This window comes from Roseiconus lacunae (assembly GCF_008312935.1).
Taxonomy (GTDB): Bacteria; Planctomycetota; Planctomycetia; order Pirellulales; family Pirellulaceae; genus Stieleria; species Stieleria lacunae.
Genome location: NZ_VSZO01000015.1, coordinates 1 through 20800, shown reverse-complemented (window position 1 = coordinate 20800; position 20800 = coordinate 1). Strand labels below are relative to the sequence as shown.

13 protein-coding genes are annotated in these 20800 nt (G+C 55.5%); 7 read left to right on the top strand and 6 right to left on the bottom strand.

Going from position 1 to position 20800, the window contains the following annotated elements; all coding sequences use genetic code 11:
• The first annotated feature begins 259 nt into the window (after positions 1–259).
• Both FYC48_RS19720 and FYC48_RS19715 read left to right on the top strand, forming a co-directional pair.
• Positions 260–1615 (top strand): DUF1598 domain-containing protein, encoded by a 1356-nt coding sequence (locus FYC48_RS19720; protein ID WP_235034336.1) that lies wholly within the window; start codon positions 260–262, stop codon positions 1613–1615.
• Between the two features lie 195 nt (positions 1616–1810).
• Entirely contained in the window at positions 1811–2314 is a 504-nt protein-coding gene (locus FYC48_RS19715) for a GNAT family N-acetyltransferase (RefSeq protein ID WP_200836650.1), read from the top strand.
• Between the two features lie 71 nt (positions 2315–2385).
• On the opposite strand, the gene FYC48_RS19710 is transcribed toward FYC48_RS19715, so the two are convergent.
• Together FYC48_RS19710 and FYC48_RS19705 are read right to left on the bottom strand one after the other, a co-directional pair.
• Positions 2386–3711, bottom strand: coding sequence for a DUF1552 domain-containing protein (locus tag FYC48_RS19710; protein WP_149498514.1), 1326 nt, complete (start codon positions 3709–3711; stop codon positions 2386–2388).
• A complete protein-coding gene (locus FYC48_RS19705; protein WP_160149642.1) occupies positions 3698–6199 on the bottom strand; it encodes a DUF1588 domain-containing protein in 2502 nt (833 codons plus the stop codon). Before FYC48_RS19705 ends, FYC48_RS19710 begins: the two co-directional genes overlap by 14 nt.
• Positions 6200–6660: 461 nt before the next feature.
• Here FYC48_RS19705 and FYC48_RS19700 point away from each other — a divergent pair, with 461 nt between their 5' ends.
• Together FYC48_RS19700 and FYC48_RS19695 are read left to right on the top strand one after the other, a co-directional pair.
• Positions 6661–7605, top strand: a complete 945-nt coding sequence (locus tag FYC48_RS19700; RefSeq protein WP_149498512.1) for a sugar phosphate isomerase/epimerase family protein — start codon at positions 6661–6663, stop codon at positions 7603–7605.
• 218 nt (positions 7606–7823) lie between these two features.
• The gene (locus tag FYC48_RS19695) at positions 7824–9065 is read left to right on the top strand and encodes an outer membrane protein assembly factor BamB family protein (protein ID WP_149498511.1); all 1242 of its coding nucleotides are present in this window, start codon (positions 7824–7826) and stop codon (positions 9063–9065) included.
• Positions 9066–9190: 125 nt separating this feature from the next.
• On the opposite strand, the gene FYC48_RS27895 is transcribed toward FYC48_RS19695, so the two are convergent.
• Positions 9191–11674 (bottom strand): sulfatase-like hydrolase/transferase, encoded by a 2484-nt coding sequence (locus tag FYC48_RS27895; RefSeq protein WP_160149641.1) that lies wholly within the window; start codon positions 11672–11674, stop codon positions 9191–9193.
• A 111-nt stretch (positions 11675–11785) separates the two neighbouring features.
• Between FYC48_RS27895 and FYC48_RS19685 the strand changes: the two genes are divergently transcribed.
• Complete coding sequence (locus FYC48_RS19685; protein WP_149498510.1) at positions 11786–13075, top strand: hypothetical protein; 1290 nt, start codon at positions 11786–11788, stop codon at positions 13073–13075.
• A 52-nt stretch (positions 13076–13127) separates the two neighbouring features.
• On the opposite strand, the gene FYC48_RS19680 is transcribed toward FYC48_RS19685, so the two are convergent.
• The 3 genes from FYC48_RS19680 to FYC48_RS19670 form a co-directional block, all read right to left on the bottom strand.
• Positions 13128–13523 (bottom strand): (2Fe-2S) ferredoxin domain-containing protein, encoded by a 396-nt coding sequence (locus FYC48_RS19680; RefSeq protein ID WP_149498509.1) that lies wholly within the window; start codon positions 13521–13523, stop codon positions 13128–13130.
• On the bottom strand, positions 13520–15541 hold the full coding sequence (gene ftsH, locus FYC48_RS19675; protein ID WP_149498508.1) for an ATP-dependent zinc metalloprotease FtsH: 2022 nt from the start codon (positions 15539–15541) through the stop codon (positions 13520–13522). The genes FYC48_RS19680 and ftsH overlap by 4 nt, the downstream gene beginning before the upstream one ends.
• Before the next feature lie 307 nt (positions 15542–15848).
• Positions 15849–18683: a RecQ family ATP-dependent DNA helicase gene (locus tag FYC48_RS19670; protein WP_235034335.1), complete on the bottom strand. Its 2835-nt coding sequence runs from the start codon at positions 18681–18683 to the stop codon at positions 15849–15851.
• Between the two features lie 364 nt (positions 18684–19047).
• Between FYC48_RS19670 and FYC48_RS19665 the strand changes: the two genes are divergently transcribed.
• Both FYC48_RS19665 and FYC48_RS19660 read left to right on the top strand, forming a co-directional pair.
• Positions 19048–19644, top strand: coding sequence for a hypothetical protein (locus FYC48_RS19665; protein WP_149498659.1), 597 nt, complete (start codon positions 19048–19050; stop codon positions 19642–19644).
• An 80-nt stretch (positions 19645–19724) separates the two neighbouring features.
• Complete coding sequence (locus FYC48_RS19660; protein ID WP_149498506.1) at positions 19725–20468, top strand: hypothetical protein; 744 nt, start codon at positions 19725–19727, stop codon at positions 20466–20468.
• Positions 20469–20800 lie beyond the last annotated feature (332 nt).

The following is a 20800-nucleotide window of genomic DNA, read 5'->3' as shown; positions in this document are numbered from 1 at the left end:
CGTTCCAGTATACGTATCCCGGTCGACGACGTCTGGCCCCGGCGGACGCAACGTCCGATTCGGGGTTCCGGTCATGCCGAATGTTATTTGGCAATGTTTGGATCCGCCTGAGGCACGAGCTTGCGGGCAAATTCCGTGGTAATTATTCTTTAAGGCAACTATCTTCCGCCTCCACTCGTGACTTTTCTGCCGCACCAAAGACCGGTTTTGCAGTCTGGATTGCGGCCTCAACCGACTTCCATCTCGGAGTATTTAATCGATGAAACTGACCCAAGCTCGGCTGATGATCGCGGTCGCGATGAGCGGACTGGTCATGGTCGCTTCGCTGACAACGGCGGGATTCAACAACGGGGGTGGAAACCGTGTTGGTGGTGTTTCGATTGATCCCGCAGGCATCGTCCGCACCGCAACCGTCCAAGAAAACCAGGAACTGGTTAACTTGCTTCGCGCAGAAGTCACCGCCCCGCAAGGCGATTTGAACTCGGCCGCCGACCGACGTCTCGTCTCGCTCGGTGGGCTGCAAAAAGCGATCGAGAAGGCGCGTCAAAGTGGTGGTCGACTTCCTGCGGAAGTTCGCTACATGGCTGGCCTGACCGGTATCGAATACTTGTACGTCGACGAAAAGAACAACGACATCGTGATCGCCGGCCCGGCCGAACCGTGGACTGTTTCAGAAACCGGCAGCATCGTCGGTACGAAAACGGGCGCGTCGATCCTCCAACTCGAGGACTTGGTCATCGCCCTTCGCAACGTCGAAAACGCTCGAGAAGCCAGCATCAGTTGCTCCATCGAGTCGACGCCCGAAGGCCGCAAACGATTCATGGCATTGCAACGTCGGATGCGTCTGCGTCCGGGGCAAAACCCAGCGGTTTTCGAGTCGGCGATGAAGGAAGCGATTGGTCCTCAAGTCATCAAGTTTACCGGCGTTCCGACGACCAGCCGCTACGCCTGCACAATGGTCGCCGCTGATTACCAAATGAAGCGTCTGGCAATGGCGTTGGTGGATTCCCCCGTTCGCGAATTGCCCAGCTATCTGCAAATGGCTCGCAACGGTTCGCATACCAGCAACCGCAACCCACGCTGGTGGATGGCATGTGACTACGAAAGCCTAACCCGCAACGAGCAAGGCACCGTTTGGAAGCTAACCGGTCAAGGCATTAAAACGATGACCGAGCAAGACGTGATCGCCGCAGACGGCTCGACGACCTCCGAAGCGAGCGACAAATTGGCTCAAAAGTGGGCGGATGAAATGACCGAGCACTTCACCGAACTGGCGACCGAAATGCCGATCTTCGGTGACCTACAAAACCTGATGGATCTAACCGTGATCTCGACACTGATCGTTCAGGAGCAACTTGAACGCGATGCCGGACTGGATCTTGCGGTTCTGCGAGACCAAGAGTCACTGGCGCCCCAGGCGTTCGACGCACCTCGCAAGATCGCTCCCGAATGTAGCTTTATCAAAGGCCGCAACGGTTGGATCGTGACCGCGTCCGGGGGCGTTTCCGTCGATGCATTCCAAGTTGTCCACGACCAAAAAGTCGACGCCGAACTGGAAAGCAACCTCGTCGCCACGACCGACAGCGACGCCTGGTGGTGGAACGACGCTCGATAGATCGCTCCCCGCGTTCAACGACTCCATCACTGATGCATCCCCGAAAACAAGCCCGCTGTGTGTAAACTGCGGGCTTGTTATCGTAGTTGGAGAATCTTGCCCCGGTCCCGCTGCCACGAACTAATGCCGCTAGCGGCGGGCCAACTATCGTGAGCTGAACTCTGTCATTTAGTCAAACGGAGCACTTCCCGAACGGTGCTGAACGAGCTTCAAATTCGTCGAGCGGTGCTGGACGACGCAGCCGCGATCGCAGAGATCTACAACCAATCGGTGCTACACTCAACGGCGACGTTTGACACCGAACCGAAGTCTGTCGATGAGCGGCGACAATGGATCGACGCACACGGCGATCGCTTTCCGGTATTCGTCGCCGAAGTCGACGGCCAAGTCGCCGGCTGGGCCGCGTTGACCCAGTGGTCAGACCGCAAGGCTTATGATCGTACCGCAGAGACTTCGTTTTATGTCTCCGCAGACTTTCGCGGTCGAGGCCTGGGACGCGGGTTGATGCGGCACCTACTCGACGTCGGACGTGATCTAGAGTTCCACGTCCTGTTAGCACTGATCGTCTCGGAAAACCCCGCGTCGCTTCACGTTTGCAAATCGCTCGGTTTCGAGCACTGCGGTACGATGAAAGAGGTGGGCTTCAAATTTGGACGGCCGCTTGACGTACTGATCCTGCAGCAAATCGTTGCCAAATAGAATCAGGTCTGCCTGCCGTGTCATCCGTCTGCAAACGGTGTGCAGCCGGATACCACGCGTCTTTCTCGAAATCAGATCAGCCCCGTGAGAGCTCCGTCGCCGCAGAAGTCTGGGTTACCGAATGTCTTTTCGGGCATTCCCATGCCTTCCAAGATGCTCAACAGCAATCGGTTGTGCGGCACCTTGCCGAAATCGTAGGCCTCGCCAAAGCGGAAATCCAAACCACCGCCGACCATCACAAACGGGATGTTATCGCGGGTGTGCGAATTGCCCTTGCCGAGTTCGTTCGTCCAGATAATCGTCGTGTTATCCAGCAGCGAGCCATGCCCCGACGGATCGGGCGTTTCTTTCATCCGGCGAGCCATATGGGCGATTTGTTCGGCGTACCAGGTATTGATCTGAATGAGCTTCTCGTAAGCCTCTTCGTTACTGTCGGGCTCATGCGAAAGACCGTGGTGGCCCTCGTCGATGCCCAACCATTTCATCCGCGGCTGCCCGACGCTGTTGGTGATCTGGAACGATGCCACACGTGCGAAGTCGGCGACGAAGCTATTGACCAATAGCTCGGTCTGCATCTTCGTAATTTCCGGCATGTTGTTGTTTTGCTCTTCCACGTTCGGAGGCAACTTTGGCACCGCGTGGGAGTCGGAGTCGTTCTTTGTCGCCGCCGCGAATTCGGTCTTCAGATCCTTTTCAACATCGCGAACAAGTTCCAAGTGCAGGTTCAGCAATTGGCGATCTTCCGAACTAAGCGACTTGCCGACCTTTTTGAAGTCACCGGCCAAGTCATCGAGCACGCTTGCCAACATTTGGCGATTTTTCGTTTGCCCGTACAACTTGTCGAACATTTGGTAGGGGTCGCTGATCGGTGCGACCGGCTGGTTGGCGCCGGCATACGACATCCGCGTCCAGGTGTCGGCTCGATCGGGAACCATGACACCAAATTCCAGCGAACCGAATCGGGTTCGAGTCGCCGCGTCGGCTTGCAGCCGATTCTTGATGTGCTGGTCAACGGAGATCCCCATCGACCAACCCGCAGGCGTATCACTACCGCCCTGGATGTCCCCCGGAAAAAGCTCGATCCCCGTCAACAAGCATCCGATTCCACGCATGTGCCCGTCGCCGTCGCCTTTGATTCGATTGCAAATGCCTTTCATCGTCAGCATTTGATCTTGAAAGTCGGCGAGCGGGGCAAGGATCCGCTTTAGGTCGTAGTCTTTGCCTGTCTTATCGGGCCAAAAGTGTTTGGGAATAACGCCGTTCGGGCTAAACACGAACACCAATCGTTTTCGACGAGGAGACGTCGGTGATGCAAACCCTAGGCTAGGCAGACCAACCAAAAAATTAGCTGCGGCCGCACTTACACCCAAACTGGAAATAAAGTCACGTCGCTTCATGGGTCATCTCCTCAGTGGATTCTTTCATCGCGACCAGGACCGCGATTTCGACTATCAGTGCACGCATATTGAGTTGGGACTCCTGAAACCCCCGTGTCAGCTTGTCAATCGTATCGGGACCGAATGCGGCCACCGGTTGTTTGACAAAGTACTCAAATGCGCGTTCAACAAACGCCCGCTGGGCGTCTTCGTTGTTCGCAAGGAAACGAGCGAGGTCGCCAGCCGATTGGAACTCAACGTATTCGTCAAGTCGAGTGACATAGCTACCGCTCGCATCGATCGGACTTCCCTTCTCGATCGATCGAAAGCGACCGACGGCGTCGAAATTTTCGAGCGCAAATCCGAGCGAGTTAATTTTTTGGTGGCACACCTGACACGACTGCTCGCCGGTCTGCAATTCAATGCGTTGGCGAGTGGTCAGATCAGGATGAAGGTCTGGATCAAGAGGTGTGAATGCTTCGTTTGGAGGTCGTAAGGTTCGGCCGAGGACTCGGCGAATCAGGAACACTCCGCGGTGAATTGGTGACGTGGTCTCGAAGTAACTGAGGTGGCTGGTGATCATCGGATGGGTCAATACGCCGAACGTTTGCTCGTCGTTGGGCATACTGGGAACCATTTCGCCCGCCCCCGGCGGTTCCTTCGGTTCAAACGCCTGACCGTAGAAAGCAGCGAGGTCAGCGTTGGTGTAATTCCAGTTACGCAGAAACAGTTGGCGATAGTCACTCTCTTCGGACCAAAAAATGTCTTGCAGTTGCTGCTGCAGCGATTGCCGAAGTTGCATCGTAAGCTTGCGATCAAATCCAGCATACAAATCTTGGTCCTTCGTCACCTCGGCGGTCGGATCGATATCCAACCAATCGAAGAACATCGCCATCGCTTTCCCACCCAAACGCGGGTCATTTGCCAACCGCTGTGCGATTTGCCGCACGCGATTTTCCGCGTTTGGCTGATCGAGCTTGAAATTGCCTTTCTCGATGTGTGTGAGAAGCCACTGATCGGAGGGCAACGAATCATGCAGAATCAACGATAGCGTCGCGGCGACTCGTCGATCCGGCGATCGGTCGGTGTTGGTATCGGGATAAAGAAATCGCGGCGACTTGATGATCAGCAAACATGACCGCAAGATCGCAATTTGGTCGTCTTCGGCGGCTTCCAATTGATCATCGACGTAAAGCTGCCTAGCGGACTCGTCCAACTCACCACGAAACGCGACTGTCGCAAGCTCGGTCAAGAAACCGCGCAAGCGGTCTCGATTTTCGTCGCTTTCGCCGCGATGCTTCCGCCGGTACTGAGGCCACAAACGTTTACCCGCGACGGTGCCGAACTCAAATGCGGCCTTCGTCACCGCGTCATCCCAGCCGCGATCGACACGAGTCCCGCGATCATACCCATAGCTGCGGTCGTCCGGGGGCAATTTGGTTTGCAATGCAAAGCTACTGGGGAAACCGCCGGGGATCAAATTGTCGTTTGGAATGACCTGCTCGGCGCCGCCGGGTGGCACCCAGCGTAGCGAGAACTCCGCTGGCGGCTGTTCTGTTTTACGTTTCCGCTGCGTGAAGTCGATATAGATTGGATACTGTCGCCCACCGAGCAGATTTAATGTCTTGCGGAATTCGGTCTTGCCTTCCGACTGGACGTGGTTATTGATCAACACTTCGTCCTGGTGCCCCAGTCGCAGCTTCATCGAGCAGGTCGAATGAACGATGATTTCATATCGCCCGCTGTGCACGATGTTCAGCGACCCCGACCAGTGGATGTAGAACTCTTTGGGATCAACACCCTCAACCGGCGCATCGCGACCGAAATCGAAATCGATCACCGGATCGATCCGCTCGACCTTCAGTTTTTTGTTGTCCCAGCGATTGCTGTCGAAATAGCTGGCACTCAGCCCACGCTTATTCTCCACCCAAGGGCTGGAATAAAAGTGCGTGTAGAGATCGGCGAGACTTTGTTGCAGTTGCCGAGCCGTTAAGCGTGAAAACGCGGTTTGCGGCGGCCGATTGCGCAACTGGGCTGCCTCGGAATAAAACGATTCATAGATGTATTCGGCGACAGCCTTGGCATCCTCCCCGACGCACAGGTCGGGGTCCTCTTCTGGCATCGTATCTGCAATGACCTCGGCGAGCTGGCCGATCGAGGCATCCCCCACGAGGGGATCGGAATATCCATCGGTACCGCCTCGACCATTTTCACCGTGGCACGAAAGACACTGCTCGGCATAGATCTTCGCCCCCCGACTAGCTTGGTCAGCCTTCGCCGGATCCTGTATGCCATCGACCTGTTCCTCGGCAACTGGTGCGTCTTGTGCATTTGCTGCTTGCGGGCCGGCAATCAGAAAAACCAACGCAAACATTGTGGCGGCAACGTTCGTGCGCCGGCGTAAACTTCCGGTCAAACAAACTTTGATCAACTGACACAGTTTCACACTGCGCACGATCGAATGGAGACGGCTGGGGGTGAGGATATGCTTCATAAAGGTAGGTGCCATTTCACGGACCACCATACGGACGGCCAGAAAACGACAAGTTACAAGCCAGAGTCGTGGCCGACTGGTTCACCGAAGATTTCGGAAACGCAAGTACGGGAGTCATCCGGACAGGTTTGCGTCGACGGAAAGGCAGGAAAGGGGCGCGACGCGGGGGTGGGACATGCTTTATTGTACCCAGCGGTCACCCCTAGTTGAACAGCCGTTCGCCGGAACAGGATCAGATGTTTCGACCGAAGCCCAAATTTCCCGTACGAAACGCCCCTTTTCCTAAAAGTGTTTTTTCTGCGATACTGTGCGACTCACGCGGACAACACACTAACACCCTTCCCCCCAGGATTCGCTACTACCGCTCTTTGACACCGCCCCGCCTGGGTTAGACCACGCCGGACCAGAGCATTCCGGATAAGACCTATGGAATCGGGAAAGCGGAGCCGATAGCGAATCAGAAAGCAGGATTTGGAATGCTAAAGAATTTTTCGCCCAAAGCACTCGGCATCAACGGTCGCCAGAGTGAGCTTATCGAATTGGCTCTGACGTACGGTTTCGTGTCGATGGACGTGGACATGTACGAAATGCTGCGACGCGCCCAACGCTCGACCGCCGAAGACGCGACCAAATTTGTCCGCGCCGCGCTTGGCGAAGGCACCGGGCGATTGGAACAAATCGGCGGTTTTCCTTTGGAAGTTGACCTCGACGCCGAAGACGCCGCGTTCACCAGCCAGCTCGGAACGCTACACCCGCTGTCCGAATTGGCCGAAAGCCTTGGTGTGACACGTGCTTACGTCAATCTGCCGGCTTCGACCGACCGCATGCCTTACCACGAGTACTTCGAGCTGCAACGCGGCCGAATCGCTCAAATCGCCGACGTGCTCGCATCACGTAACATCAAATTGGGTGTTGGCTTTGACGCAACCACCGATCAAGCCGAACCCAAACAATTCGACTTCATTCGCAACGTCGAAGGTTTGATCGCGTTTGTTAACGCCGTCGCCAGTGATTCGGTCGGCTTCATTGTCGACACCTGGGACTGGGTCGTCGGAGGCGGCGCGCTTGATCAACTAAGCGAATTACCCGGTGACAAGATCGTCGCCGTTCGCATCGGATCACTGGCCGATGACGCCGATCCAGCAAAGGCGACCCGCAAAGATTGTGTCCTTCCGACCCAAGAAGGCTCGCTGAACCACGTCAACGTCGTCAAGCAGCTTGCAGCGGCCGGGTTCGAAGGTCCGATCTCACCCGCCGCGTCGCCGTCGCAGTACAAAGGCCAAACGCGCGAAAACACCGTCACTCAAGCTCAAGAAGCGATCGACGGCATCACCAACGCGGCTGGTCTAGAAGTTAAACCGCTGCCGATGGAACTGATTGAAGAAGACGCGATGAACGAGTCGGCCGCTCCTATGAGCTGAGCCCACGCCGAAGTTTGAACGAAATCACCGAAGGCCTCGCAGAGATGTGAGGCCTTCTTTTTTGTTTCCGGCTATCCTATGGACGACATCGATCGGCTATCGGATCAACGTTTCCAATGACCGTTCTCGCAATAACGCTAGCGGATTGCCGATCCCCGCCAACCTGAAGCCATCTGGCCCCGCCTGATTTCAACCCCGAACCGCAAGAATCAAATACGATGAGACTTTCAAGATTTGCCTACGCCGCGATTGTCGCTAGCTGTTTGACCGGAACTGGTCTGGCGGATTGGCCGCAGTACCGCGGTCCCAACGGCGATGGAAAAATTGCCGAATCGCTGGCCACACCGAGCGGTGTAGAGCTGAATGTCGAATGGTCAGCGAAGACCCCACTCGGTTTCAGCTCGTTCGCCGTCGCTGATGGAAGTGCGTTCACGATCGTTGTCAAAGACAACTCTGAAACAGTCGTATCGCTCGACGCCAAAAACGGTAACGAACAATGGGAATACCGGATGGGCACGAACGACTACGGGCACGGAGGCGGCGACGCCGGAGCCCCCGGCAACCGAGGCGGTGACGGCCCGCGTTCGACGCCAACAATAAGCGACGGCAAAGTCTATGTTTATGACTCACACCTGGTGCTTCACTGCCTGGACGCCCAGTCGGGCGATCTTCAGTGGAAACATGACATCGTCGCCGAGTATGCCGGAAAAAACATCAAGTGGCTCAATGCGACCAGTCCAATCGTCGACGGAAATCGTGTGTTCGTCAGCGGCGGCGGCGAAGGACAATCGTTCCTTGCCTTCGACAAAACCAACGGTGAATTGATCTGGAAAACCGGTAGCGAAACCATCACCCACGCGACGCCTGTCCTGGCAACAATCGAAGGTAAGAAACAACTGATCAACTTTGTTCAATCCGGGTTGGTTTCGTTGGATGCCGAAACGGGTGAGGAACTTTGGCGAACGATTTTCCGCTTTAGCGTTTCGACCGCGGCCTCACCGGTGGTCAACGGAAGCAACGTCTATTGTTCAGCCGGATATTCGGTCGGCGCCGGGTACTTCAAAGTCGTCAACAACAGCACCGTCGAAGACATCTGGGTCCAAGAAAACAAACTGATGAACCACTGGAGCACGCCCGTCGTTCATAACGGACATCTGTATGGGATTTTCGAATTCAAGAAGTACGGGCGGGCGCCGCTGAAGTGTGTTGATCTTAAAACCGGCGAGATCGTTTGGAGCGAATCGGGCTTCGGGCCAGGCAACTGTATCCTCGTTGGCGAAAAACTAGTTGTCCTGTCTGACGCCGGTGAAGTCGCGATCGTCAATGCGACGACGGATGGCTACCAAGAATTGGCGAGGAAAGACGTCCTCGATGGCAAATGCTGGTCAACGCCGGCTTATAGTGACGGACGTATCTTCGTCCGCAGCACCGAGGAAGCTGCTTGCATCAGCTTGCAGTAGTCGTCTCGAACCCGATTGTCGGCTGAAGCACAAGAGCCGTGAACTGGCCTTCGGGCAAGTCTTTAACGCTCGCCCGAAGCGTGCTTACACAAGGCTGCGGCTGACGATCGGTCAACGGCCTGGGATCATCGGACCGGTATCGAAGATTGGCCCGCCGCGGCGTTGGCCTGACCCTTCGCCGCATTGATCAGGAAGTTGGTCAAACCTTCGTCTCGGAAAAAGCCTTGGTATAGATTGTGGCCTTGGTCGTGGATGCGTTTGACGGTGATCAACTCGCCCTGCCTTGCCTTTTGATAGGCGGTTTCAAGAGCGTTTGAATTCTCCTCGATCGGCACCACTTGATCTTCGGTGCCATGAATCAGGTATACAGGGATCATCGACTCGGCAATTTCCGCCGCTCTTTTGATCGGATTCAGACTCTCTTGGTTTTGCTCCAGCTGCGACGCCGAGACACCGTAGACGGACGCGGCACGTTCGATTCCGGGATAGGTGGTGTAATCAAACACCGGATAGATTCCACCGATTGCGGCGACACGTTCTGGACGTTCGATCGCGAATCGGCTTACCCAGAGTCCGCCACGGGAGCGGCCAAGTAAAGCCGGCTTTGAACTGTAACCTCGGCGGACCATCTCGTCATACAACGCATCGAACTTAGACTGACTGTGTGGGCTGCCGTATCCTTCGCCGACGTCGATGCCTGCGATTGCGACACCAGCCTCCAGGAATCGTTTGAACATCCACGACTCATTCTGATCGGGATAACGGCTGAGTGCCGGTGCATAAAAAATCCACGGCTTGTCAGCCTGCCCGGCGTCCGTCCCATCGGGAGCAATCAGAAATGCATGGCGATCGGCAACTCGGAAAGCCTGCCCACCGAGCAAGTGCTGGGAGCGTTTTGGCTGAGCCGCTCGTTGGGCTTGCAACATTTTCTCACTGGTGTGTTGCGCACCAGCAGATCTCTTGAGCTGTTCGGGTGTCAGGTCCTTCGAAGCAAGTTCGGTCATGGCCTGCTTCATCTTCTCCCACTGTGATGTCAGCTCACGCAATTTTTGACCCTCTGGAATCGCCAAGTCGACATTTTCGATTCGGTCGGAAGCCAAGTGGTACAACTCCCAGGGCTCGTCTTTTGGCGAAACGGCTTTCCAATCGCCCTGACGAATCGCGCGGTGTGCATCGTGATACCACCAAAGTGTTCGTGGTTCGGTATCGACAGGTTCGGGCAACTGCTTGGCAAAGCTAACACCAGGCGGCTGGGGCGATTGATCTGATCGAGACGCACCGGCGAGTTCGACGACCGTTGGGACGACGTCGATCACGTGCTGAACGCTACGCCTAATTGATCCTGGAGATCCGACGCCTCGCGGCCACGACACGAGGAACGGAGTCGCGATCCCACCTTCGTGAGTCCAGGTTTTGTGACGGCGAAACGGTGTATTGCATGTCGTCGACCATCCCGGCCCCAAACAAAGATAAGTTTGCCCCGACCCCGGTTTTGCTTGCGGGTCATGCCCATCACCACGAACCATGATCTCCGCACTCGCGCCGTTGTCGGACAGAAACATCACCAGCGTGTTCTCCCATGCATTCATCGATCGAATCTGATCAAAGACTCTTCCGATTTCGATATCCATACGATGGATCATCGCCGCATGGATCGCCATCTTTTTTGCCTGGAACAGTTGCTGCGTCTTCGTCAACTTAGCCCAAGGCATCGGCCGATTGACTTCGTCCTCGCCCAAGATCTCAAACGCATCGGGAAAGTGATACGGTGGCCCTAGTTGTGGTTCGACGGCGGACAAATGACTAGCGGCCTTGGAATCAATCACGCCGATCGATCGCATTTTTTCAAAGCGTCGACGGCGGATCACATCCCAGCCGACCTGGTACGTTTGATCGTAAATCGCAATGTCTTCTGATAATGCATGAAGTGGAAAGTGTGGTGCGGTGAATGCCAAATATTGAAAAAACGGTTTGTTTGAATGCCGCTGTTGATGCTGCTTCAGATTGGCGATCGCATCGTCGGCCATTGCACTGGTCAGATAAAAGTCGTCCTTAAATTCCAGCGGTCGCCCACGTCGACCGTCTTTTCCCGGAAGCGGCCGAAAGTAGCGTCCGACCTGATTCAGTGACGAAACATCAAAACCGCTCTCGGTTGGCTTCCCGTCGATGTGCCATTTTCCAGTGTGATAGGAACGGTATCCTGCCGAAGCGAGCATTTCCGGTAATAGCTTCGCCCATTCCGGCCTCGTCCCCTGCCCACCGCTGGTGACGCCAGGCAAAAAGTCACGCCGAATTTGTTGCGCGTAATAGCCACTTAACAGCGCCCCTCGCGTCGGCCAACAACGCCCCGTGTTGTAAAACTGTGTAAATCGCAGCCCGCCGTCGGCAATTGAATCCAAGTTCGGAGTTTGAATTTCGCCGCCGTAACAACCGAGATCGGAGTAGCCCAGGTCATCTGCGAGAATGAGCAAAACGTTTGGTGGCGTCTCGGCTCGGGCTTTGGACGCTCCGATAAAAAATGCGAGCATCACTAAGAGACGCCGCCATCGATTCGCGGCGAGGAACTTTCGATCAATTGGCGAATCATTAGGGGAACTAAACGCAAACATCACGTCGAAGCCATTTTGCATGAATGAAAAAGAAAGCTCGCAACAATCTAATCGATCCGACGATGACGTGTTTAATACGAACCCCGTCCGTCCGCTTGTCCGTTGTAAAGCATGACCGATTTCAGAAACCCCGGACCGGTCGGTAGCACCGGCGTCCGCAGCCGGGACCTTGGCACCAATCAATGCCGGTTCACGCCGGTACCGGGTGTCCTTGGTTCATCCAGCACTGACGTTCAAGCGTTGTCGCTAGAAGATCGGTTTGAAAACGTTTTACGCCGGACGGTGCCTAAGCTGCCCGCAGAGATCCAGGAAGAATTCGCCGCCCTGCTTTCGCCGGCTAGTCTGGCGATCATGATCGGCGTCCTCGTCGTTTGGGGTGGGTCTCACTACTTTGGCATTGGTTTCATCGCCGACGCATTATTGCTGGTCCTCGGCCTCGGGTTTCTCGGCTGGCAGATCTGGAGTGTCGGTGGCGATTTTGTCGCCTTCGTGGACCTAACCTGCCAAGCACGCTCGGACGACGATCTGGAAAAGGCCTCGAAACACTTGGCGAACTTCATTGCCGTCGTCGGCGTCGCTGCGTTCTTGGCGATGATCGCCAAGGGTGCGAAGCGAATGGGACCAAAACTTCGCAACATGCGTGGATTGGCCAAAGCCGCCAGTGCGTCCGACGCCGGAATGCCCGCGTCCCACTTCAACGTGTTCAAACGCGTTGCCGCCAATCCCACACATCAGCGGATCATCATGGTCCGGCAAACAAACCCAAAATCAGTGCGTTGGATTCAAAAAGGTTTCCCGGCGAAGCCCAAGGAAATCAAGATGAAGACCAGTCCCGATACCGGGATTGTGACCTGCAAAGGTGCCGACGAAATCGCAAAAGCAAAGGCGACGGTGCGATCGGGAAGTGACAAAAAGTACTATGTGGTCGATTCTGATCGAGTTACCGCCACCGACTTGAACGGGAACACGATCGATCTGTCCTCGGCCGATTGGCCCGTGCGGCCGAACCAAGTGATTGATCCGGTGTCTCAAAAACCGCTTGTCGGCGACTACGATTTGATGGGAGTGATTGATCCGAACGCGAAAGGGCGTAACCTAGCACTTGCGGTCGACAACACGGCCAACGCCCGCACCGGACGTGCCCCGGGGACACTGACCGACGATTTTACCAACACGGATATCAGAGAAGTCGCCTCACAAATCAATCGTCAACTCGACCAAGACCGTGTGCTGCACGGATCGCAGGAAGCATTCGATAGCCTCGACAATCTCGATCCCGCCGAAGTCGTCGTCGCGTTCTTCCCCGACGGAAACGCCGTGTCGTTTAACAAAGAAGGGCTCAAGTATTTCTATCAGTCGATCGGACGTTCGACGCTCGATTTAAAGAAGTTTCTCGACTGAGAGCGGTCGGTCTGAGTACCGCGTCGCCGCCGGTGACCGTAACAACCGCGAGCTAGCGCTCTGCGGCTGATGGTTTGGAAGCGATCACGTATTCTTCAACGACATTCCCTGCGCTGAGATGTTCGTCAATGATTCGATCGATCACCGCCGGGGTGCAGTGGCCGTACCAAATATCATCCGGCAATACGCCGATAATCGGGCCCGCCTTGCAGATATCCAGGCACTCTGCTTTCACGCGAATCACAGGCTCACGTCCGCTTTTCCGAAGTTCTCGGCAACGCGTCTTTAGATGCTTCCATGCGTCAGCCATCGCATCGCCCCGGCAGCACTTGCCGGTCTTTCGGTCCATGCATACGACCAAAACATGAGACGATTGCCCAAAGCCTAACTTGCGGGCTTTCTTTGCGGCAGAAGCGACTTCCGACGCTACTTTCTTCGCATCCTTCATTCGTCGCAATTTATCACAGGATTGGAAATCCCCGCGTCGTTAACCTCAGGTGACGACACGATACCCTCAGGCTCTTCGCCTTTCTCTTTCATCTTCTTTTGGATCGAATCGCCAATCAGTGCCGTGATTTGCTCTTCATCAAGCTCCTCTTGCTCGACCAATTCGGCGACAAGCTTATCAAGGTCAGAACGATGTTCACGCAGCAACTGTTCGGCTCGTTGATCCGCTTCGAGCAAGATACGTGAGACCTCTTCATCGATCAGTTCCTGAGTATGCTCGCTGAACTGACGTTGCTGATGCATCTCGCGTCCCAAGAACGGATCTTCATCGCTGGTTTTGTAACAAACCGGCCCCAGCTTAGGACTCATGCCCCAAGTGGTGACCATCCGCCGGGCAATCCCAGTGGCGCGTTCGATGTCGTTCTCGGCGCCGACGGTGGGTTCGTCATAGATAATCTTTTCTGCCGCACGCCCACCGAGCAAGACGATCAGTTGATGCTCCAGTTCCTTCTTACTGACGTTCAAGCGATCTTCGTTGGGAACGTACTGCGTCACGCCGAGGGCGCGGCCTCGGGGAACGATCGTGACCTTATGAACCGTGTGTGCCCCGTCAAGATGCCAGGCGGTCAATGTGTGTCCGGCTTCGTGGTACGCAGTTTTCACTTTCTCGATTCCACGCAGGACTTCCTCGCGTTTGGCGCCCATCAAAATTTTGTCGCGAGCGTAATCGAAGTCGTCCATGTCGACTTCTTTCTTATCGTTGCGGGCCGCCCACAGTGCGGCCTCGTTGACCATGTTTTGGATATCCGCTCCGGTCAAGCCAATCGTGCCCGCGGCCAGACGATCCAACCGGACATCGTCGGCAAGCGGAACGTCGCGAACGTGGACTTTAAAGATCTCTTCACGCCCTTTCATCGTCGGACGATTCACGGTGATGTGACGGTCGAAGCGTCCAGGGCGGAGCAACGCGGGATCCAAAACATCAGGACGGTTGGTGGCGGCGATCACGATCACCGCTTGGCTGGGCGTGAACCCATCCATTTCGCCAAGGATTTGGTTCAGCGTCTGCTCACGCTCGTCATGTCCTCCGCCAAGTCCGGCGCCGCGTTGGCGGCCCACCGCATCGATCTCGTCGATGAAGATAATCCCGGGGCTATTTTGTTTGGCGGTTTGAAACAGGTCTCGGACGCGACTGGCACCGACGCCAACGAACATCTGAATGAACTCACTGCCGTTAACCGAATAGAACGGCACCTCGGCTTCGCCGGCCACCGCACGCGCGAGCAATGTCTTCCCGGTTCCCGGAGGCCCGTTCAGCAAGACGCCTTTGGGAACGCGTCCGCCAAGTTTTTGAAATTTGTCCGGTGTCTTGAGGTAATCAACGATCTCTTGCAAGTCTGCTTTGACGCCCTCCAGACCCGCGACATCGCTGAACGTCACCGTCCGCTCATTGGCCTCGAAGCGTTTGGCAGGGCTTTTCCCGAAGCCCGAGAGGAAGCCACCGCCCATGATGTCGTTTCGCGTCCGACGAATCATCATGAAGACGAACAGCAGCAACAAAATGGGTAGCCCAACGAAGATCAGCAGTTGGAACATCTCCCGCGAGTTATCGCGATCGCGATACTCAAACGGCACCTTCGCCCGATCGAGATCCTCTTCCAGCCGAGCGGCCGATTGCGAATCGAGCGACAGATTGAAGTAGAATTTTTTGTCGAGTGTCTTCGGGTTACCGTCCTCATCTTTCTCGATGACCTCGCGGCCGTCTTGAATGACTTTCGGTGCCGGCGGTCCGACCTTGAATGTTCCGTAAACTCGGCCCGCACCGATACTGACCGACTCGACGTTGTCGTTCTCAAGCAGCTCTTTCTTGAAAAAGCTGTACTTGATGCGAGAACCGTTGTCTTCAGTCCGCCAAAACAGGATCGCGAAAGCCGCTAAGACCACCAGTGCAATCAACAAACCGTTGTTACGACGTGGTGGATCGCTTTTTGCTTCCGGTTCTTCGCGACGATTTTCCATAAGTGATTTGATTTAAGTGCGGCGTGCTCGTTAGAGAACGCTGGTTCTGGGTAACTGCTGAGATCGAATTAGCGACGAGACAGACTTCCAACCGGGATTCGTGGCAGTCTGCGTCGACTTGGCCACCTAAGGCAAACCTGATGCCGAAATTGGACACAAATCGTTCCGATAGTCATTTCAGTCTATCGATGTGTCAAAGCATGGGTCGGTCTTGGGACCCGGTCGGCTGCCCCTGGGGGCACATTCCGTCGTGATTCAGCCTTGGGTGTAAGGATTGTAGCAATTTCGCAGAAAAACCGAATCCGGTTCACCCCAGCCAATTTGGCGGTACGTGACGCCCCGCCCCTTCGGCGTTGCGAAGGTGTGCCCGGACCTGTCCTCGATCGAGTCGCCGAATTTGGCAAACCTCATCAAAAACAAAGCCCTCTGAGAAAAGCCGCCAGGTCCAATACGCCTCCTGTTCGTCGGTAGCGACTGCTGCATCGGTACTGTCGGATCGAATTTGGAACGATTCGTCCGATTCGCCGTCAGATGGCACTGCGTCCCCATGCCCACCCTCTGATGGCGGATCGAATTCATCGACGCATTCCTCCGTGCTTTCGCTGGTGCGGATGACTTCCAAAATGTCGTAGCCGTGCTGTTCCATCGTTGACGGTCCGATACCTGAAATAGTTTCCAACTCGCTGCTGTTGGAAGGACGAATTTCGGATAACCGCTGAATCGTCGCGTTGCTGAGCACGCGAAAGGCCGGCAAACCGAGCGCTGCGGCGGTCCGCCTCCGCCATCGCTTGATCGCGTCAGCGACTGCTTGCGTCGTTTTCTTTTCCGGACTCGTCAAATCATCCAGCGTGATACTCACCGGGGATTCCGGCTCAACACGCTTGGCCTCCGTTCCGACCGTTTCCTCGTTTTTATCTTCGATTTCCGTGACAGCGTCTGCCGCCTCCGTTTCATCGGCGGATTCGATCGATGGCGATGCGGCATACTCGCCAGGCTCGTTGACGTCGGCGGATTCGATGTGACGGGACGCGGCGATTAGAGACTTCGCCAAACCTTTATTCAGCGATGCGATAAACGCTACCGGCAGCGGCGCGCGTAAGTGCATGACTTCGCGTCCCAAGTCACTGATTTCCACGGTCGGACGACGCTGGTCGACTTCACGCTGAATCGCCATCCCATGATCGATCATCACGTCTATGATCTTGCACAGCTGACTCTGTTTGAGCGCGGACAACATCCCGTACGTGCTTAGCCGGTTAAGCTTCCACTGTGCCATTTTTTTGTTCTGTGACCCGCACAACATCTGCGCGACCATCGTCTTTCCGAATCGCCCGTGCATGCGCGTAAAACCGCTCAGCACGACACGTACCCCGCAAAGAATCGCTTTGGCGTCGGTGTCGCTAACGTTGCTCGCCGCGACACCACTCGAATTTGGGTTCCCAACGCAACAACGATCACATTTACCACAGTTCTTGCTATCGGGGTCACCGAAGTAGTCCAAGATCACTTTTTGTCGGCAGCCACCGCTTCGCGCGAATCCGATCACCGCATCCAGCTTGGCGTATTCGGCCGCCTTGCGGCGAGCGAGTTCTTCGAAATCGATCTCGACCATTTCGAATGGCACATCGCGTTTGACGAAGTGAACGGCTCGGCCTCGAAACGGCGGAACATAATCAAAACCGTTCAGTCGCTTCAGCTCGCGAAGCGTACGCATCAGTTGGTCGCGATTGACATCGGCTTGTCGCATCAATCGATCCGGCCGAATGAAGACATCTTCGAACCGCTGTTTCTTGACGAAGTGTTCGATCGCTTTCATCACTCGGCGACGCAACTTTGCTTCGCGAGGTAGAAAATCTAAAAACGTTGGCGTATCGCTATCGAGCCGCACCATCAGTTGGTTTTGGCTGCTATCGAGCCGTCGCAAGATGCCCGCCTTGGCAAGCAACGTTTCGGACATCCCCACCGACTCAGCACTTTCCGCGTTGACCGCATCGCGAACCTGCTCCAACGTCAACTCGATCGGATCTTCGGGACGAGCGTGCAGGTACTCGTAGACTTTCCGCACGACGTCTTTGGACGGATAACGATTTTCGATGAAGTATTCTTGGGTATAACGATCGCTGTAGGAAAACAACAATTTGCAAGCGCTTTCTAACCCGTCGCGTCCCGCCCGACCGGCCTCTTGATAGTAAGCTTCGAGCGTCCCAGGCATATTGTAGTGAACGACATATCGAATGTCGGACTTATCAATGCCCATTCCAAATGCGTTGGTCGCCACGATCGCGGCAAGATCTCCGGACATGAATTTTTCTTGCACGATGCGACGATGTTCTGGGTCCATCCCACCGTGATAAACGCCGACCGGGCGACGCAACCGTTCCGGCAACCACTGCCCCACCGTTTCACAAGCCCGCCGGGTGGCCGCATAGATGATCCCGGTGCCGGATTGCGAAGAGACGAAGCTCAGCAGTTGCTCATCCTTTTCACTGTCCCCTTTGCTGTGCTCGACTTCTAAAAATAAATTCGTGCGGGCAAAGCCTTTGACAAAGACCTTGGGATCAGAAAGTTCCAAGATCGCGCAAATGTCTTCGCGGACCGCTTCGGTAGCCGTCGCCGTCAACGCAATCGTTTGAACGCCACCCAAATGACGCTTTCGCATCTGGCCCAAACGAGCATAGTCGGGACGAAAGTCATGACCCCATTCGCTGACGCAGTGAGCTTCGTCGATCGCCAAAAGTGTGACATTGCAATGCCCGAGGGTCTCGACAAACTGACCGTTGCGAAGCCGTTCCGGGGCGATGTATACGAGTTTCAACTCGCCACGCTTCATCGCGTCCATCACATCAGCTTGCTGCCGAACATCTAACGTTGAATTGATCAGTTCTGCGGCAATCCCAAGACGTCGCAGCGTGTCGACCTGATCCTTCATCAGGGCAATCAATGGGGAAACGACCAGTGTCACCCCTTCGCGAGCCAGCGATGGCAATTGGTAACACAGACTTTTCCCGCCGCCGGTTGGCATGACACACATCACGTCGTGTCCGTCGCCAACCGCCTCGATGACTTCGGATTGCCCCTTCCGGAATTGCTGCAACCCGAATCGTGCAAGAAGTTCCTGAGTGTCCGTCGCAAGCCTACTCATTGACCGATCCATGAAATGTGCTGATTAGTCACGCGACAGTATACGAAAAATGCGAATCAGCCTAGACGACGCCCGCGATTGTGACCTCTGAGCGCGGTGCATGGCTGCGCCGGCTTGGCTGGTCTATACTGCGGATTGACGCTGCAATTTGACACTGCGGGTCGGTACTGCAGGGACATATTGGGGGGCCACCCTACGATATGCCCCGCGGTCAGCCGCTGACGAGTTGAACTGACGCAGTACGCGTGAACCCCGATCCTCCCCATTCTCTCTTGATTAACATCCTATGGCGTTTTTCCGCTCCCCAACCGCCTCGGCGATGATCGCTTTCGTTGCAACTATTTCGGTCTGCGTTTTGTCCCCGATGGCGCGGGCCGAATCGCCCAAAACGCTATTTTCGGACGATTTCGAGGCGGGAACGGAACGCTGGGAGTTCCTGGATCCGAAAACGTGGTCCCACAATTCGGATCACGGATCTCAGGCGATCGAGATCACCGATCGGAAAAGCGAATACAAACCGCCCGTCCGCAGCCCCCTGCACGTTGCTCTGATCAAGAACCTTGAACTGGGCAGTTTCGAGATCACTTTTCGCGTCAAGAGCACCAAAGACACCGGAAACCACCGCGATTGCTGCGTTTTTTTCAATTACAAAGATGACCAGCACTTTTACTACGTGCACCTGGGCGCCCGCCCGGACCCGGCGAGCGGCCAGATCATGATCGTCAACGAAGCTCCCCGAACACCGCTAACCAAGAACGAGAAACGCACCCCCTGGGGAGACCAGTGGCACCGAGTCAAACTGGTTCGCGACGTCGACACGGGTGAAATCAGCGTCTACTTCGACGATATGGAGACACCACACCTCCAAGTTAGCGACAAAACGTTCACTCACGGTCGAATCGGGATCGGGTCGTTTGACGACTTGAACGCATTCGATGATGTTGTGGTCACGGCCAAGTAGCGTCGATCGCTCGGGCCTTTTAACGAACTGTTCTACTTTCCCCTGCCGCCATCGGAATGGACCAAGGATAACGCTTGCTTATGAGTGATTACGGCATGTACAGCGATGACTTTTATATCAACATGAACCTGGCAACCGAACTGGATCTCCCCCAGAACCGGGAGTCGGTGTTGCACTTTTATGAACAAGTCCGCCGCCGTTTTCCCAAAATGGTCAATTTCTACTCACGGGAAAAATCTGAGTTCGTTCTCGAAGAAGAAAAAGAGCAAGGCGCTTACCAATGGGTTTCGACCGAACCGCGACGACTCAACAGCGGTACGGTGAATCCCGACTCATTGGAAACTGCGTTGGAACTGCACCGCACGGTCCTGGAGTTAGTGCCCTACGAATTGTCGATCACGCCGCTAGATTGCGAATCGCTCAGTGTGATGTTCGGATTCGATTTTGGCTATCGTGGAAACCACAACGAGATACTGACCCAGGTACTCGGTGTCGCACCGGCGCTCGAAAAGTTGATCCACCAACCCTACGGCAAAGTTCTCTCTAACGAGCCCTCGATTCAGTTCTCACTGGACGAAGATTGCCGAACGCAATGCCGCGTTAGTTTCGAATCTCGGACGACCGCCTATCAAGTTCGCACGGGGGAATTCGGCGAGGACCAATTGAGCGTTTACCTGACGGTCCGCCGTTTCGATAGCCTCGGCCCAAACGAAGCGTTTGACGCCGAGTTCACTCGACTGTCCGCACTCGGACGCGACCTGATCGATGAATACCTCGTCGGCAACGTACTGCGTCCTCTCCAAGAAGCGATCTCACTACACTGATCGGGAACGTGATTGCTGCGGCTTTTCCCGCAGCAGCCCCTCGACACGCGGTTTCACTTCGTAGTCGTCGCCCGTCATACGCGCGACTCGTCGCCACGGAGCAGTGGCACGTCTCGCACCGGAAATGTTCTTCCCAAGTCTAACCGCCGTCGACTCAGCTGAAGCGACAAACTGACTTGATGAGCCGCACGTGATTGCGCGCCGTCTAAGCAGGCAAACACGAGTCTTTGGGTTTAATCATCTGGATAACACCTTCCCGCTTGCGGGAGGGTCGGACGAGCAAACGGCCGGGGAGGGTGCCCTCTCCGGGCCTGAAGGCCCGACTCTCCCAG

Bases quoted from the DNA above. Each gene is read 5' to 3' on its own strand.
- FYC48_RS19720 (WP_235034336.1), top strand. From the start codon at position 260: ATGAAACTGACCCAAGCTCGGCTGATGATCGCGGTCGCGATGAGCGGA.
- FYC48_RS19710 (WP_149498514.1), bottom strand. From the start codon at position 3,711: ATGAAGCGACGTGACTTTATTTCCAGTTTGGGTGTAAGTGCGGCCGCA.
- FYC48_RS19705 (WP_160149642.1), bottom strand. From the start codon at position 6,199: ATGGCACCTACCTTTATGAAGCATATCCTCACCCCCAGCCGTCTCCAT.
- FYC48_RS19700 (WP_149498512.1), top strand. From the start codon at position 6,661: ATGCTAAAGAATTTTTCGCCCAAAGCACTCGGCATCAACGGTCGCCAG.
- FYC48_RS19695 (WP_149498511.1), top strand. From the start codon at position 7,824: ATGAGACTTTCAAGATTTGCCTACGCCGCGATTGTCGCTAGCTGTTTG.
- FYC48_RS27895 (WP_160149641.1), bottom strand. From the start codon at position 11,674: ATGTTTGCGTTTAGTTCCCCTAATGATTCGCCAATTGATCGAAAGTTC.
- FYC48_RS19685 (WP_149498510.1), top strand. From the start codon at position 11,786: ATGACCGATTTCAGAAACCCCGGACCGGTCGGTAGCACCGGCGTCCGC.
- FYC48_RS19680 (WP_149498509.1), bottom strand. From the start codon at position 13,523: ATGAAGGATGCGAAGAAAGTAGCGTCGGAAGTCGCTTCTGCCGCAAAG.
- ftsH (WP_149498508.1), bottom strand. From the start codon at position 15,541: ATGGAAAATCGTCGCGAAGAACCGGAAGCAAAAAGCGATCCACCACGT.
- FYC48_RS19670 (WP_235034335.1), bottom strand. From the start codon at position 18,683: ATGAGTAGGCTTGCGACGGACACTCAGGAACTTCTTGCACGATTCGGG.
- FYC48_RS19665 (WP_149498659.1), top strand. From the start codon at position 19,048: ATGGCGCGGGCCGAATCGCCCAAAACGCTATTTTCGGACGATTTCGAG.
- FYC48_RS19660 (WP_149498506.1), top strand. From the start codon at position 19,725: ATGAGTGATTACGGCATGTACAGCGATGACTTTTATATCAACATGAAC.